A 15,930-nucleotide genomic window follows, 5' to 3' on the forward strand; every position below is an offset into this window, starting at 1 on the left:
ACCTAAGCGGTACTGTCGAGCGCCTGGGCCAGGTCGGCGATTAGGTCGTCGGGATCTTCGATGCCGCACGACATGCGGATCATGTTGTCGGGGATCCCAAACTGCTTCCGCTCTTCAGGCGTGCGTTGGTAGTAGCTCATCACCAGCGGCTGCTCGATGAGCGACTCGACACCACCAAGGCTGGGGGCAATCCGCGGAATAGTCACCGCGTCGATCACGTCGGCAGTGGCGCGCCAATCGGCGTCCTTCAGCAGGAACGTCACCAACCCACCGAAGCCACGCATCTGTCGCTTGGCGATGGCGTAGTCGCGATGCGACTTGAGGCCCGGGTAGTACACCTTCTCGACGCGCGAGTGGCCATCGAGGAACTCGGCGACCTTCATGCCGTTTTCGTTGTGGCGACCCATCCGAAGTTCAAACGTCTTGAGGCCGCGAAGCAACAGGTACACGTTCTGCGGACCATTGATGGCACCCATGATGCCGCGAAGGTTGCGGACTGGCTCCATCTTCTCCTTGCTACCGGCTACCACGCCGGCGAGCAGATCGTTGTGCCCACCCAAGTACTTAGTGGCCGAGTGCAGAACGTAATCGACCCCCGCTTCGATGGGACGCAGGTTGTAAGGCGTGGCGAGCGTCGCGTCGATCAGCGTCTCGACGCCCGTTCGCCGACCGATATCGGCAAAGCGGTCGAGGTCGACCACGCTGAGGTGCGGGTTGGTCGGCGACTCGCTGATCAGCATCCGGGTGTTCGGCGTAATCGCGGCTTCCATCGCGTCGTAGTCGCACGCCGGCACCTGAATGGTCTTCACCCCGAAGCGCGACATGTGCTTCGAACAGAACTCGCGGCTACGGTGATAACACTCGTCAAAGAAAATCACCTCGTCGCCCGAGTTGAGCTTGGCCATCAGCAAACCGACGAGCGCTGCCATGCCGCTGGAATAAAGCACTGCGTCTTCGGCACCTTCGAGCGCGGCGAGCTTGCGCTCCGCGACGCGTTCACCGGGATTGCCGTACCGCCCGTATTCTTCGCGAGGCTGCTCTTGCTCGATGTAGTCGATAACCGACTGCGTGTCGCGGAAGGTGTAGGTCGAGGCGCAGAAGATCGGATCGGTGATCGAGTCGCCCGGCTTCTGGCGGTGCTCGCCGGCGTGGACCGCAACGGTGGAAATGTGGCGGCCGTCGTTTTTGACGATCGGATGAATGCGGTCGGAGGAATCGGACACGGCGTGGGTGGCTCGTTCGGGGGTTTCGAGACGACTCATCTTGGGCCTTCGATAGCTCGGGGGTGTTGCTTGGCCCACAGCAAGCGCGGTCCTCCGCGCATAAAAAAACCGCAGACCAGTCAATCACTTGGTATCTGCGGCTTCAAGCCATCGGTGTTGGCACGCTAGCATCGGCAATCGCCTGGCGTCGCGTGGGCCCTTTAGCAGTTCGGCTGCAAGCGGCCACAAATCCCAGTGTTCCTCAAGCCTATCGTGGCGAAGCCGTGAAATCAAGCGGTACGCGGTCACCCGAGGCGTTATTTCGGTACTTCAGGCTCCGTTCTCGGCCGGCACTTCTAGGCCGCAGAACTCTGCCGACGTCGGCGAGCTTGACGCCAGAACGAACGTCTGGGAAGGTTCCACGCCTCGCCCCCCCGCGCCCTGCCCCACCCTGCCCCCACACCGTGATGCTAACCCTCCCTCCCCACGCGCTGAACTCAATGCTGGCTATTGGCCTCAGCCTGCTCGCGTCCACAGGTTGCCAGAGCCCCTACTACGCTGATCGCGGCGCGGCGGCCGGTGGACTACTCGGCGCTGGAGCGGGTGCGCTGATTGGAAGTCAGACCGGGAACACGGGCGCGGGTGCAGCGCTCGGCGCCGGACTCGGAGCTCTGACGGGCAGCGTGTTCGGCGCGCAGATGGACGAAGTCGCGGCGCAAAACCGTGCAGCGATTGCCTCGCAGCTCGGAAGGCAAGTCTCCCCCGGTGTTGCCACTGTGGACGAAGTGATCGCCATGAGTCGTGCCGGGGTCGACCAACAGCTCATTACCAACTACGTGACGACCTCGGGCATGTCGGCCCCCATCACTGCCCAGGATGTGATCTACCTGCATCAGCAAGGCGTCGCCGACCCGGTGATCGTCGCCATGCAGACACCACCCCCGCCACCCGCACCGCCGGTGGTCGTCCAGGAAGTCCATCATCACGGCCCGCCGGTCTACTACGAGCCCTACCCTTGCGCTCCCCGCGTGGGCTTTGGCGTGACCATTCGAAACTAGCCCCGTTGGCTTGATCGTTAGGATCGTCAGGACCCGCGCGTCGGGATTTTCCGATTGGTGGACTCCCGATTTCCTCTGCGCCGCCACGGCTGTGGTTTATACGGCGAGCTATGGTTGGGTACGTAGCGTCCCGTTGAATACGGGACTCGGAGTCAGGATTAAGGTTCCACGTAGGATCCCGCTACCATGCAATTCGGAATGTACCTGTACCGCCAAGGTGTGATCTCGGCCGATCAGTTCATCGCAGCCCAGGAGCTGCAGGACGAGCGCCGTGTTCCTTTGGGCGTCATTGCGATGGAGATGGGAAAACTCGCCGTGCGCGACGTGCTGAGCATCCTGCGGGTCCAAAGCGACCTACCGAACGACCGCTTCGGCGACATCGCCATCGACCTTGGCCTGATTAACAAGCGCGACTTGGCGGAAATGCTCATGACGCAGAGCGACCGCCGGCCTCCGTTCGAGGAGTGCCTAGTGGAACTTGGTATCCTCTCCAGCGAACGCGCTGTCGAAGAGCTCGCTGCCTATCGTCGCGACCGCGAGCGGGGTGGTGCGGGTCGGGTGCAGCATGTCGGCAAGCTTGCCACGGCGACCGAAGCTTAGACCACTTCTTCGACCACCGGGTTGGTCAGCTGTCCGATCCGCTCGATCTCGACTGTCACCGAGTCGCCTGCTTGCATGTAGACCGGCGGAGTCCGCGCGAATCCCACACCGTGAGGTGTGCCGGTGAAAATCGCGGTGCCTGGTAACAACCGAGTGCTGCCACTTAGGAACTCGATGAGCGTCCCGACATCGAAGATCATGTCGTCAGTGCTCCAGTCCTGCATTACCTCGCCATTGAGCGTGGTGCTGATCCGCAGGCTGTTCGGGTCGGGTATCTCGTCCGCCGTAACCAGCACGGGTCCAAGCGGGGCGAAGGTGTCAAACGACTTGCCACGGATCCACTGCCCACCACCACCGTTGCGCTGCCAATCACGAGCACTCACGTCATTGCCACAGGTGTAGCCAAGCACGTAGTCGAGCGCCCGGTCGCGCGAGACGTTCTTGCACTCGCGGCCGATGATCACTACCAGCTCGCACTCGTAGTCCACCGTGTCGCTGCGGAGCTTACGAGGCAAGACAATCGGATCGCCCGGGTTCTGCACCGCGGCGGTCGACTTCATGAATACTACGGGATGCTCGGGCACGCCTTTGCCACCTTCTTCGGCGTGCTTGGCGTAGTTGAGGCCGATGCAGAAAATGTCACGCGGCACGAGCGGGGCGAGCAGCTTCGCGACCGTCACGGCCTCGCCCGTATCGCGGAGCTCGCCGAACAGATCACCTGCGAGCCGCGTCACTTGGCCGCCGGCGTGCTCGCAGCCCAGTTGCTCTTGGCCCGTTGGATCGAGGAAGCGAAGGATGCGCATGACAGTGGAGTCCTGTGATTGGATTTCGAGATGGCGTTGTGCTGGCAGCGGTGATACGGCAGGCGGACGGGCAATCCTCGTCTTTCGACAGCATGGTCACACGATACAATGGTCGGCTACGTTTCTCCATCCTCGAACGACCAACTCTCAACATCCACGATGCCCGAATTGCCGCAAACTTGCACCGAGCTCCTCGCCCGCATGGTCGGATTCAATACGGTGGTAGCGTACCACTCGGGAATCGAGGAGGCCGAACGCAAGCTGGCCGAATACTTGGCGGAAATAGCGCGGGCGTGGGGCTTTGCCGTGCGTGAACTCCCGATCGAGGGGGCGTGCCACAACCTGCTCATCGAACACCGCGTCGTCGACGACGCGCCGTGGCTGGTGTTCGACGCCCACATGGACACCGTGGGCGTGGAAGGGATGACCATCGATCCGTTCGCCGCCACGATTCGCGAAGGCCGGCTTTATGGCCGGGGATCTTGCGACACCAAGGGGACCGGCGCCGCGATGCTGTGGGCGCTTCGCGAGTACGCGAAGAGCAACGATCAACCGAACAACATCGCCCTGCTCTGCTCGGTGGGCGAAGAGCACGTGCAGACCGGTGCCCGGGCGTTTGTGGCCGAACACTTGGCGATGCTCGATTGGCGGCCGGCGGGTGTCGTGGTCGGCGAACCGACGCAGATGGACGTCCTGGCGGCCACCGGTGGCTTCGTCCGCTGGAAAATGACCACCTACGGCAAAGCTTGCCACTCCAGCAAACCCGACCAGGGCCACAATGCCATCTACGACATGGCTTACCTGATCATCGCCATCGAGCAGGATTACATTCGGAAGATCACAAGCACCCACCCGCTGGTCGGCCGCGGTTCGGCGGCCATCACCGTGATCAAAGGGGGCAAGCAGGTCAACGTGATCCCCGCCGACGCCACGATTACCTTCGATAGACGGCTAATGCCGGGCGAAGAGGGTGCCGTCGAGATGCAGAAAGTCATGGCCATCGCCGAAGCCGTCGCCGCGTCGCGGCCCGGCATGCGGGTGGAGCACCATCAGTTCGAGTCGGCCCCGCCAATGGCCACGGTGGATGACGGACGCTTCGCCGAGCGGGCGGCCATGGCGATTCGTTCCACCGGCGTCTCCAGCCGCATCACGGGCGAGCCGTTTACCACCAACGGCAATCACTTCGCGGCCGCCGGCATACCGACCATTGTCACTGGCCCCGGAGATATCGCCCAGGCGCATTTGCCGGACGAATGGATTGCGCTCGATGAGCTGGACCGCGGGGTGGCGGGCTATTTAGCGATCATGCAAAGTTAGAGCGTAAAAACGCAAATAGACAGCCTGCGTAAACACAAACAGACTAAGCCGCGTGCGACTTAGCCTGTTTGTATATTCAGTACCGCCGAGAGGAGTTGAACCTCCACGCCCTTGCGGGCACATGGACCTGAACCATGCGCGTCTGCCAATTCCGCCACGGCGGCGTGTACTATGTCCCGATTTTCCAGATACTGCCCCACTCCGCAAGGGGCCCGAGGCGTGAATGGATTGTGGGAGGGGTCTCCGACCCCGATGGTCTCAGAGCAGCACCTCTTCACCATCCTCTCGCCTAGTATCGGACCATCCCCGGCTCAATCTCCACCGCCCACTCGTCGATCCCCCCCGCCATGCTCTGGGCCTTGGCGAATCCCTGCCCACGCAGCCACATCGCCACCTGGGCGCTGCGACCACCATGATGGCAGTGCACCACGATGTGCTCCTCCTCGCGTCCCGCCAGCTCGCCGACCCGGGTGGAGATCTCGCTCATCGGCAACAGTACTGCCTCGGCGATCTTCACGTGGTCGTACTCCGACTGCTCGCGACAATCGATAAAAAGCGGTGGCGCGCCCGAGTCCAAAAGCTCACGCGTGGCGATACAAGAAATCTCGAGATCCATCCATTTCCCTCAGCGAGCGGGGCCCGTCAGGGCCGTGGTGGTTTAGCAGTGGTTAGTACGCGTGAGCCAGGACTCCTCAGCTCACTAGTTTAAGCTAAATCCACTCGCGCTCCTACTCGGCAAGCACTTCGCTCCCAGCACGCGTAACTTGATGGAGAAACAGGTTCGGATCGACGTCGTCTTGAATCCCCACCGCGTGTCCATCCAAGTACCCACAGATCACAATACCCGAATGATTGCTACTGGGTCCCCAAGGCCGGCGACCTGAACCGCCGTGTGGCCACCGTGTCATGTACCAAATCTCTCCACGGTTTCTATCTTCAGTCACACTGTCGGTCCCCACATTAAGTCCGATCGCTCGGCCAACCAAGTTTGACGAATACCCCCACGCTCCTGCGTTCGCGCTCGAAACGGCCGGAATTGCCATAGGCAGATTCGCATCGGACGGAAAGTCGGCAACGACATAACTTGCGACACCGCTGTACCAGGATGTCGAACCCCGTTCACGTGATTCGGCAATTGCCAGCGTGTTTGAAGTTCCATCAAGGACCTTAGCGAGTCGAATACCTTTCTTCGTGACTTTCGTGAACCCTCCGCTGCGGTACTGCCCTGGAAAAACCATCGCCCCGTTGCCGCAGTAGGCCTTGTCGTTGCAGTCCGATGCTGTGACGGCGCCTGGCTCACCAGTTGCAAGGTGAACCGCGCTACTCGGTGCTGGAGGCGCTGCGTAGTGGGTGGCAGCGATCGTTACGTAATTACTAATCGCCGTCTCAAGGCCTAGTAGTTCACTCACAGTGCCGCCAGGCTGACTAGGGCAAAGCACCTGTTTCAGTGAAACCTTGTGGTAGTTAGGAATTGGGTGGAGATTGATTCCCGTCATCACTCCAGGAGACATCAAGCCCGACCGAAACGCAGCCCCCCTGAGCTTGCTAGTGACATCGGCCAACTGCTCGTACATTGCACTAGCTTCGATATAAGGCAACGTATGGACGACCCAACTATAGCCATCCCCCGATTGGGCACCCCACGGGGCCAGCCCGCTAGGATGTTGCACGCCAGCGGAACCCGCCAGCACCGACGAAACATGAATCGGAGCCGTCGATGCTAGTGGCAGCGCGTTTCGCACATCGTGGTGAGCCAAGAGCGCCAGTAGCAATTGGCGGTTATTGTTGAGGCACTCGTTGGCCCGTGCCGCCTCTCTGGCGGCCTGCACCGCTGGCAGCAAAAGTGCGACGAGCACGCCAACAATTGCGATAACGACCAACAATTCAACGAGCGTAAAACCGCGCAGCCGCGCGGGAAGATTGCGTTCCATGGGGCACCCCTCTCGTGCTGGAGAACGGAAGGCGCAAGGAAGAGATCGGCCGCCTCGTGAGTCGGTCGACTATCGCCTTCGATTCTCAATTAGTGGGAAGCAGTGGCCGAATAACGCCCCGCACTCCCACAGCCCCTCAAGATCCGCCCTCGCCAGCAGCCTTGCAGACTGTAGCCTGCATCTGCCGCTAAACCGAAGACCTGGCACGCATCATAGAGAAACCGCCGCAGCGCCCATCGAGGCGCTGCGGCGGTGTGAACTTCAAGAAATGTCATTATCCAGATTATTGGGTAACCACTTCGCGACCGGCACGGGTCACTTGCTGAATGAAGGCGTTGGGATCAACACCCTCTTCCACTCCCGTGGCATGCCCATCGAGGTAGCCGCAGATCACGACGCCCGAGTGATTACCGCTCGGACCCCAGTTGCGACGACCGGTGCCGCCGTGAGGGAACTTTCCCACACCAATATAAAATACTTGGCCCGTGTTCGTATCCTCAGTGGCCCGATCAGTACCTACGTTCAAACCGATGGTCTTACCGGTGGCGTTTGCGGCATAGCCCCAACGGCCAGCGTTAGCACCGGAATTCGCGGGAAGCGCAATGGGCAAGTTCCCGTCGGCGGGAAAATCGGCCACCACATAAGAGGCGACACCGCTATACCACGAAGAATTGCTCTGCTCACGGGATTCCGTCATGACGATGGTATTGGAAGTCCCATCGGAAACGGCTGCAAAATTCAGACCCCTCTTGGTTACAGCATTCACGCCAGTGCCAACCTGACCTGGGAATACCAGTACGCCATTGCCGCAGTAGGCCTTCTTATCGCATCCCAGTGCCTCACCCGTCGTACCGGGAGCGCCTGTCGCCAACTGTACTAGGCTACTTGCGGATGGTGCAACGGCGTAGTGAGTTGAAGGGAGCGCAACGTAATTGCCAACGGCCGTGTCCGCGGTGAGGAACTCGGAAGTCTCCTCCCCTGGGAAGCTGGGGCAAAGAAGGTTTGGCTGCTGAATCTTATGGAAGTTCGGAACGGGAGTGGCGGGGATTCCAGTGATGATGCCAGGACTCTCTTTTCCGGTCCGGAATGCGGCACCCGCCAGCTTATTGGTCGAATTCATTAGTTGCTGATAGATGGTATTACCTTCCATGAACGGAAGGCACTGGACGATCCAGCTGAAACCATCACCGGTCTGTGCTCCCCAAGGGGCGTTTCCGGTTGGGTTGGCGACCCCAGGTGCGCCGCCCAAAACGGACGTGCCGTTAATCGGCGCCGTCGAAGCAAGCGGCAGCGTCTTCTTCGTATCGTGATGATTCTGCAGGGCCAGCAGCAGTTGCTTGTTGTTGTTCAAGCATTGGTTGCGGCGGGCGGCTTCGCGGGCGGCTTGAACCGCCGGAAGCAATAGGGCGACCAAGATGCCGATGATGGCGATCACCACCAGCAGCTCGACGAGCGTGAAGCCCGTCTGACGTCGCGCAACAGATTGCGACTTCATAGTGAAACTCCTCAACAGTTACAAAAAAAATAAAGAATGATGAGAGATATAGGTTCCGGCATCATCCCATGCCGGGTCCCTCCAAGCTAATTCGCACCACGGGGGTGCAACGATTCCGCCTGTCTGCCGCATTTCCGCGTTAAGGAAATCGAACCCGTTCCGGCGGGGTCGGCAGTGGTTTGATGAGCAAGATCAGAAAAGCCTCTTCTCGCCATCGAAACTGCTCCAATATAAGGTGTTTCTGCCAATGCTGTCAATTATCTGGAAGAATAAAAATGCGCACCTAAGTTCCGTTCCTTCCAAGACTTAGAGCCACCGGCTACCCGCACCGAGGGTTGGATCGAGAGACGCAGGGGTGGCTGGGGCCGAGTCCTACGAGCCCCCAGAGCTCCCTCTTCCGGGGGCTCGCGGAACTCGTCCCCGGCCACCCGGAAGCGTCATAAGGCCCATACGATTAAGAACCTAAGGACATTGACTGGCAACGACTTACGGCGACAATAGGGGGTCTGTTGTTCATGCGTTGTCGTGTCGATTGCAGCACGAAGTTGGGATTAGCCGTTTTGGCGCTAGCCACGGTTTTCTCGTGACCAACCGCGGCTAGCGCCGAAGCGGCTAATACTATAGGAGTGCCACGATTTCTGTGCCCGGCGACTCTCAACCTGACCTCGTGGCCCTCGTTGGCCCGGCCGGCTGTGGCAAGACGGCTTGGCTGGCCGAGGGGTACGCCAGCGCGCTCCGCGACGCTCGCGGGGCCGGTAACGTGCCGCGGCTGCTGTGGCTCGCCCCGCATCGGCTCGCCGGGGAGGATGTCCGTCGGAAACTCGTGGAACTGGGGATCGATGCGTCGCTCGAGCCTGGCATCCGGACGTTTTCGCGCTTCGCCGACTCGCTGGTGTCGCTCGACCCCGAAGGACCCACGGTAGTGCCGAGTTCCGCGAGTCGCTGGCTGCTGGAACAGTCGCTCGCCGAGCTGAACGCCACTGGCCAGCTGAAAGTGATGGCGGGAGTCGCCCGGCGGGTGGGTCTCGCCAACGCCATGGAGCATCTGGTTGGCGAGCTCAAGGCGCGCGGCCTCTCGGCCGACCGTTTCGCGAGGTGGGCGAAGCACCCGCACCGCGAGATGCGCGACCGCGATTTGGCCCTGGTGTATTCGCACTACCAAGCGGCGTGCGATAGCGCTGGTCTCTCCGACCACTTCGATCTCCATCGACTGGGAGCCGAGAGCCTCATGCGGGCGCCAAAGCAGATTCGATGGGACATGGTGGTCGTCGATGGCTTTACGAGCTTCGCCTACTACGAGCGGCAGATGCTGATGGAGCTCGCGAGGCGTACGAACACGCTGATCGTCAGCCTCGCCGCGGAAGATCCCTCGGCACGTTACGATCTCACCAACGCCTCGCGGCGGACGCTCGATTGGCTGAGGTACGACTGGCCCACGCTTCGCATCGAGAAGCTCGCACCGCAAGCGAATAGCACTACTCCCTCGCTGGTTCACCTGCGCGAGCAACTTTTTGTGCCGCCGGATGGCGAGGGCACCCCACCACCAGTCTCGCACGCTGGTATCGAAGTGCTTCCGGCAACCGATTTGTTCGACGAAGCGGTTTCGGTCGCGCGGCGAGTGAAGTCGCTGTTGGTCGCCGGAACGCCAGCCGAGGACATCGTGATTACTGCGGCGTCGGTGGAGCCCCACCGGCGACGGCTCGAAGAAGTGTTCAACACGTACGGTGTCCCGGCGGCGTTTACTTCACCGAAGCTAGTCGGCGACGACCCCGCGGTGCGAGCGCTCACCAGTGTGTTGAGCCTGGAGCTGGACGACTGGCCGTTCCGCCAAGTTGTTGCGACGCTGACGAACTTGAAGCTAACGAAGTTCGATGCCCCCACCACGCTATCGCACTGGCGAACCGTGCGAGGCGCTGCGGAGTGGCTGGTTCGCAACTTGCAACTCGCGAGTGGCCGTGTGGCGCTGTTGCGGGATGTCACGAGGCTGGCCGAATCTTTCGAGGAAGGACAAAAGCCGTCATCCCGCATCGGCGCGGCAAAAGACGCCGAGCCCGCGCTGTCGTTGCTCGCCGAGGCGACTGTGGCGCTACCCAGTAGTGCCTCTCCAAGTGCATGGGTGTCGGCGTGCGAACTACTGGCACTGGCGCTTGATTTACCGCTCGACTCGCGACAGACGGGGGCATGGCAACAAGTTCGCGAGTCGGCCGCGTGGTTGGAGCGCGTGGCTGCGAGAGTGGGCGAAGTGAAAGTCCGCTGGACGCTTTCCGAGTGGATCGATCGGCTGTCCCAGTGGATGGAGAGCGTCCCGACGTCGACAGCACTCCGCGAGGAAGGCCACGTCCGCGTGCTGAGCGCCTCGGCGGCTCGATACGTGTCGGTGCCCCACCTGTTTGTGATTGGCCTCGACGAGAGCTCGTTCTCCTCCGCCGGTTCTTCGAGCGGTCTCTACAGCGAGCAGGTCCTTGAGACGTTGGCGGCCGCGGACGTGTGGGGCGAAGCAGCCACCGCGACGCCGCCGTACGAGCGGACGATGCAGTTGTTTTACGACGTGGTGCGTAGTGCGAAGGAGACACTTGTGCTGAGCTACCCGGCGCTCGACAGCGCGGGCCAGCAAGCGCCGCCGAGTCCTATGCTCACCGAAGCGTGCCGGCCGTTTGGCGAGGAGCTACTCGGCACGCTCACCAAGACGCCTGAGATCACGTCGCTGCCCCCGGATGGTTCGCCCCCTCGGTCGCTTCGCGACTGGCGGCTGTTGGGTGTGCATCGCGCCGTACGGAGCAATCCGGCAACGCTTGGAAGTTTTCTCAAGAGCCCTGTCGCTGCGCCGTCGAACGATTCGCTTGCGGCGACACTTGTCACCATGCACCACCGGGCGCGGGGCGATTCGTTTGGACCGATGGAGGGAGTGTTCGGCAGCCAGGACGCGCGGCAGTGGTTCGCCGACAAATACGGTGCCGACCACCAGTGGAGCACCAGCCAACTCGAAACCTACGCCACCTGTCCCTACAAGTTTCTGCTGAAGAACGTGCTGCGCATCGAACCGCTGGGCGACGCGCGGCTCGAAGTCGACTACAGCCGTCGCGGTAGTTTGCTGCACCGCGTGTTTGCGGAACTCCATTCGCGGCTTTCGGATCTCACGGCCGGCAAGCAGCCTTCCGATTGCGAGTCGGAAGTGTTCACGGCCGAGCTGAACGATGCGGTCGAGGCAGCGCGGACGCAACTCGCCAGCTACGGATTGCACGGCGTGCTCGACGAACTGCTCGCCGAAGAAGTCGCCAAGTGGGCGACCAAGTACCACGATCAGCATCGCAAGTACGACGAGGTGTCACGGGATTTTGACGAACCGCTGAAGCCGACGCATTTCGAGCTTCGCTTCGGCAAGGCGAGTCGCGAATCGGACGACGACGAATCGCCCGCCTCGCGTGATGCTCCTTACCAGATGACGCTCGGCGTTGACTTGACTATTCAAGTGGGTGGGCGGATCGATCGCGTCGACGTCGGGCAGGTGGCAGGGCGGACGGTATTTCAGGTGATCGACTACAAGTCGGCGTCGGAATTCACGCTGACCGACGAAGAAGCCAAGGACGGTCGCAAACTTCAGCCGCCGCTGTATGCCCTTGCTGCTGCCGAACTGCTAAGCGTTGACGGCGAACTCGCGGTGCCGCTGCGAGTTGGTTACTGGGTGCTGCGAAAAGCGGGGTTTGGCGACCGGACGACCCGCGAGTTGTATCGCGTCGAGGCGGGGCAAGTCGCGGAGACCATCGACTGGAAGGAGTACCAGCCGATTTTGCAGGAGCAGGTAAAGAGAATCGTCGAGGGCGTTCGCCACGCCGAGTTCCCGATGTACAGCCCCGACGAGGAATGCACCAGCCACTGCGACTTCAGCCACGTCTGCCGAGTGCATCAGGTGCGGAGCCTGAAGAAAGAGTGGCCCGCGCCGGAAGAGGGAGAACAACCCACGGCGGACGGGGCTAAGCCACCACGTGGGAACAAACGCTGACCTTCTCCATTCGGATTGAACGAACTCGAACCGCATCATGTCGACCACCATCACCTATACCGACCAGCAAGCCAACGCGATTGGGGCATCGGGCGTTTCACTTGCGCTCGATGCGGGGGCCGGGTGTGGGAAGACGTTCGTGCTGACCGAGCGGTACCTCAAAGAGCTCGCCAGACACGATCCAGAGCGGCCCGACACACGGCTGTCGCAATTGGTCGCCATCACGTTCACCGACGCGGCAGCGCGGGAGCTACGTACTCGTATTCGCAAGCTGGTGTACGACAAGATCGCCACCACCGTCGGAGACGAGCGCCGCAACTGGTTGCAACTGCAGCGAGCCATCGACACCTGCCGCATCAGCACCATTCACGCGCTGTGCGGCAATCTGCTGCGGCAGAATGCGTTCACGATGGGTCTCGACCCGATGTTCAGCACGCTCGATGGCCCTTCGGCCGCGGTGCTCGAGGCGCAGGCCATCGAAGACACTCTGCGCGAGCTGCTAACCACTCGCGATCCTGACACGATGACGCTCGGCCGGGCGTGGAACGTCGACGGTGCGCAGAAGCGCGTCCGGACGATGATGGGCGAATGCCGCAAGCCAGGATTCGAGGCGTGGCTAAGGCGCGAGCCGGAAGACCTGCTCGCGGCGTGGGAAGACTTCGTGCAGACGGAAGTCTGGCCCCAACAGCTGGCGGTGCTTCGCCCCGTGGCCGAGGCGCTACTGCCATTGGTCGAAAGCGTTACTCCAAAGAAACTGGAACAGGAAGAGCCACTCGCCACGGTGACACGGGGACTCCAAGGCGTCGTCTCAGGGAATGCAGAGTACGGAGCTGTTGTAGCGGCCCGAAAACTGGCGGTAGCCAATCGGGTCCCCTTTACCAAGACGTTTTGGGGTTCGGACGACGAGTACGAAGAGTACAAACGGCTTAGCGGCGAGTTCCGCGAGCTGGTCGATAAGATACCGGCGCTCGACGTGAGCGGCCCCGCCGCCCGCGAGGCCGCCGAGCTGGGACTCGCGCTCGCCCGCGTGACGATGAAAGCGTCTGTGAATTACCAGCAAGCGAAAGAGCAGCTCGGGGCACTCGACTTCGAGGACCTGCTGGTGCTGACGCATCGGTTGCTCACCGACCCGCGGCATCGAGCGATTCAGCGCGAATTGCGGGAACAGATTGCGGTGCTGTTCGTCGACGAGTTCCAGGACACCGACCGCGTGCAGGTCGACATGGTGCGTTCGCTGGTGGGCGACATCGCCGAGTCGGGCAAACTATTTTTCGTTGGCGACGACAAGCAGTCGATCTATCGCTTCCGCGGCGCGGAGCCCCAGGTGTTTCGCGATTTGCAGCAGGAGATCGAAGAGCAATGGCGGTTGCCGTTGTCGCACAACTTCCGCAGTCAACCGGCGGTGCTGCATTTTGTGAATGCGTTGTTCCATCAAGTCTTTGAGAACTACCAACCGCTGGTGCCGACGCGTCCGCAAGCGACCGCCGAGCCCGCCATTGAGTTTCTCTGGACGGCGTTCCCCAAGCCCGAATCCGGAAGCACGGCGGGTCACGCTGCAAGGTCGCGACAAGCCGAGGCCCGGCACCTTGCCGCACGACTGCGAACAATCATCGACTCCCGCGAGCCGATCATCGGCGACAAGCGGTCCCCCGATGGTCGGAGGCCAGCGGAGTTTGGTGACGTGGCGATACTGTTCCGTGTGCTAAGCGACATTGCCTACTACGAGGAGGCCTTACGAGCCGAGGAGATTCCGTACTACTTGGTTGGCGGCCATGCCTTCTACGCGCAGCAAGAAGTCTACGACGTGCTGCACCTGCTACGGGCCGTGGCAAGCGAGTGCGACGAACTGAGCCTCGCCGGCGTGCTCCGCAGTCCGTTCTTTTCCGTCGCGGACGAAACGCTCTTCTGGCTCGCAATCCACCACCACGGACTTGAGAACGGACTATTCGCTGGCGAAATCCCTCGCGAGATCGACGAAGCCGAGCGGGCGAAGGTAATGCGCGCGGAGCAAACGCTTACGTTTTTGCGGTCCAAAAAGGACGAATGGACCGTTCCACAGATTCTCTCCGAAGCAATGGAGCGGACCGGCTACGACGCCGCGCTGCTCGCCGACTTCATGGGCGAGCGAAAGCTGGCGAACGTCTACAAGCTGATGGAACAAGCCCGCGCAGCCGTGACGAGTGGCGTCGGTTCGCTCGACGACTTCGTGACGCAGCTCGCCGAGTTCACCACCACGACCCCCAAGGAGGCCCTCGCCACCACCAGTCCGGGCGATGCCAACGTGGTGCGTCTGATGACGGTGCACAAGTCGAAGGGCCTTGAGTTTCCCCTGGTGGTCGTGCCCGACCTCGATCGACCGGAGAACAATGCCCGCGACTCCGTGGCGTTCGACGCTCGGCTGGGTCCGTTGGTGGGCCCCGCCAATGAGTTCGACGACCTCAAGCAATCCGGCTGGGGCATGAAGTTGTTCCGGCACCTCGAAACGCTCGCCGAAAAAGCCGAGAGCGACCGCTTGTTTTATGTCGCCTGCACGCGGGCGGCGGACTACTTGATGTTGTCGAGTGCGATCGACGACATCGACAATCCCAAGGGCCCCTGGCTCAAACGCCTTGCCGAAACGTTTGACTTGGAGACCGGTGAGCTGCTTCCCTCAACGTCCATCGACCATCAGCAGCGCCCGCGTGTTGCCGCGACGATCGACAAAGCCCCCAACGCCAAACCCTTCGCCGCGGGGCACTCCACGGATTGGCTCAAGACGCTCGAAAAAGCCAAACGCGAGAAACGCGACGTAACCACCGAGCAGTTCGCGTCGCCCATCACCACTAGTTCAACCGCGCGACGGCGTTACTCGGTCACGCGGCTGTCGGGACAGATTATTCCCACCGGGGGCGATTGGTGGCGTGACGACGCGGAGAACATGGAGACGATGGCCGTCGCCGACTACGAGTACAAAATCGACGCGCTCGGTCTCGGTACGCTGGTCCACGCAATGCTGGAGCGTTTCGACCTCGCCGATCCATCGACGATTGCCAAGTGGGCGAAGTCGCTCGCTCCGCACCACGACATCCTCCACGCCGACACCGCGGCGAGCATCGCCACGGACTTGGTAGAAGCCTTCGCCGCGTCCGAGCGCGCGGAGTCGCTGCGAGCAGCGAGCGAAGTTCATCACGAGGTCGAGTTTACGCTCACGTGGCCGCTGGCTACCTCGGAAGGGAACCCTCGGTACCTGCAAGGGTATCTCGATTGCCTGTACCGCGATGCGGACGGGTGGCGAGTGGTCGACTACAAAACGAACCAAGTGTCGGCGGCTGGGGTCCCAGAACTAGCGAAGAAGTACGAACTGCAAATGCTGGTGTATGGACTCGCCGTCGAGCAAACCTGGGGCACCGCCCCCAAGGAGTTGGTGCTACACTTCCTGCGGCCGGGCGTCGAGTACGTTTTCGCGTGGGACGACGCGATGCGCCAGCGAGCCATCGAACTCGTGAGCACTGCACTCCAGCAGATTGAAACGCAGACTACGTAAC

Annotated in this window: 10 protein-coding genes and 1 tRNA gene; 5 read left to right on the forward strand and 6 right to left on the reverse strand. The window is 61.6% G+C overall.

Going from position 1 to position 15,930, the window contains the following annotated elements; translation table 11 throughout:
* Positions 1-2: 2 nt before the first annotated feature.
* Positions 3-1,262, reverse strand: a complete 1,260-nt coding sequence (locus SH292x_RS14670) for a trans-sulfuration enzyme family protein (protein ID WP_442481761.1) — start codon at positions 1,260-1,262, stop codon at positions 3-5.
* A gap of 407 nt (positions 1,263-1,669) precedes the next feature.
* Between SH292x_RS14670 and SH292x_RS14675 the strand changes: the two genes are divergently transcribed.
* Positions 1,670-2,260, forward strand: coding sequence for a glycine zipper domain-containing protein (locus tag SH292x_RS14675; protein WP_442481762.1), 591 nt, complete (start codon positions 1,670-1,672; stop codon positions 2,258-2,260).
* A 186-nt stretch (positions 2,261-2,446) separates the two neighbouring features.
* Positions 2,447-2,860, forward strand: coding sequence for a hypothetical protein (locus SH292x_RS14680; protein ID WP_442481763.1), 414 nt, complete (start codon positions 2,447-2,449; stop codon positions 2,858-2,860).
* Here the strand turns inward: SH292x_RS14680 and SH292x_RS14685 are convergent.
* Positions 2,857-3,663: a fumarylacetoacetate hydrolase family protein gene (locus SH292x_RS14685; RefSeq protein WP_442481764.1), complete on the reverse strand. Its 807-nt coding sequence runs from the start codon at positions 3,661-3,663 to the stop codon at positions 2,857-2,859. The genes SH292x_RS14680 and SH292x_RS14685 overlap by 4 nt on opposite strands.
* A 159-nt stretch (positions 3,664-3,822) precedes the next feature.
* Here SH292x_RS14685 and SH292x_RS14690 point away from each other — a divergent pair, with 159 nt between their 5' ends.
* Positions 3,823-4,980, forward strand: coding sequence for a M20 family metallopeptidase (locus SH292x_RS14690; RefSeq protein WP_442481765.1), 1,158 nt, complete (start codon positions 3,823-3,825; stop codon positions 4,978-4,980).
* A gap of 80 nt (positions 4,981-5,060) precedes the next feature.
* On the opposite strand, the gene SH292x_RS14695 is transcribed toward SH292x_RS14690, so the two are convergent.
* The 4 genes from SH292x_RS14695 to SH292x_RS14710 all read right to left on the reverse strand — a co-directional run bounded on the left by SH292x_RS14695 (position 5,061) and on the right by SH292x_RS14710 (position 8,406).
* Positions 5,061-5,144, reverse strand: a tRNA-Leu gene (locus SH292x_RS14695).
* 125 nt (positions 5,145-5,269) lie between these two features.
* Positions 5,270-5,596 (reverse strand): rhodanese-like domain-containing protein, encoded by a 327-nt coding sequence (locus SH292x_RS14700; protein ID WP_442481766.1) that lies wholly within the window; start codon positions 5,594-5,596, stop codon positions 5,270-5,272.
* Between the two features lie 112 nt (positions 5,597-5,708).
* On the reverse strand, positions 5,709-6,911 hold the full coding sequence (locus tag SH292x_RS14705) for a DUF1559 family PulG-like putative transporter (RefSeq protein ID WP_442481767.1): 1,203 nt from the start codon (positions 6,909-6,911) through the stop codon (positions 5,709-5,711).
* A 283-nt stretch (positions 6,912-7,194) separates the two neighbouring features.
* On the reverse strand, positions 7,195-8,406 hold the full coding sequence (locus tag SH292x_RS14710; RefSeq protein WP_442481768.1) for a DUF1559 family PulG-like putative transporter: 1,212 nt from the start codon (positions 8,404-8,406) through the stop codon (positions 7,195-7,197).
* Positions 8,407-9,073: 667 nt separating this feature from the next.
* On the opposite strand from SH292x_RS14710, the gene SH292x_RS14715 reads away from it, so the two are divergent.
* Positions 9,074-12,406: a PD-(D/E)XK nuclease family protein gene (locus SH292x_RS14715; protein ID WP_442481769.1), complete on the forward strand. Its 3,333-nt coding sequence runs from the start codon at positions 9,074-9,076 to the stop codon at positions 12,404-12,406.
* A 37-nt stretch (positions 12,407-12,443) separates the two neighbouring features.
* Positions 12,444-15,929 carry a UvrD-helicase domain-containing protein gene (locus SH292x_RS14720; protein WP_442481770.1) on the forward strand — a complete coding sequence of 1,162 codons (3,486 nt, stop codon included), beginning with the start codon at positions 12,444-12,446 and terminating at the stop codon, positions 15,927-15,929.
* Position 15,930 lies beyond the last annotated feature (1 nt).

This window comes from Aeoliella fuhlenseeensis, assembly GCF_052161615.1.
Taxonomy (GTDB): domain Bacteria; phylum Planctomycetota; class Planctomycetia; order Pirellulales; family Lacipirellulaceae; genus Aeoliella.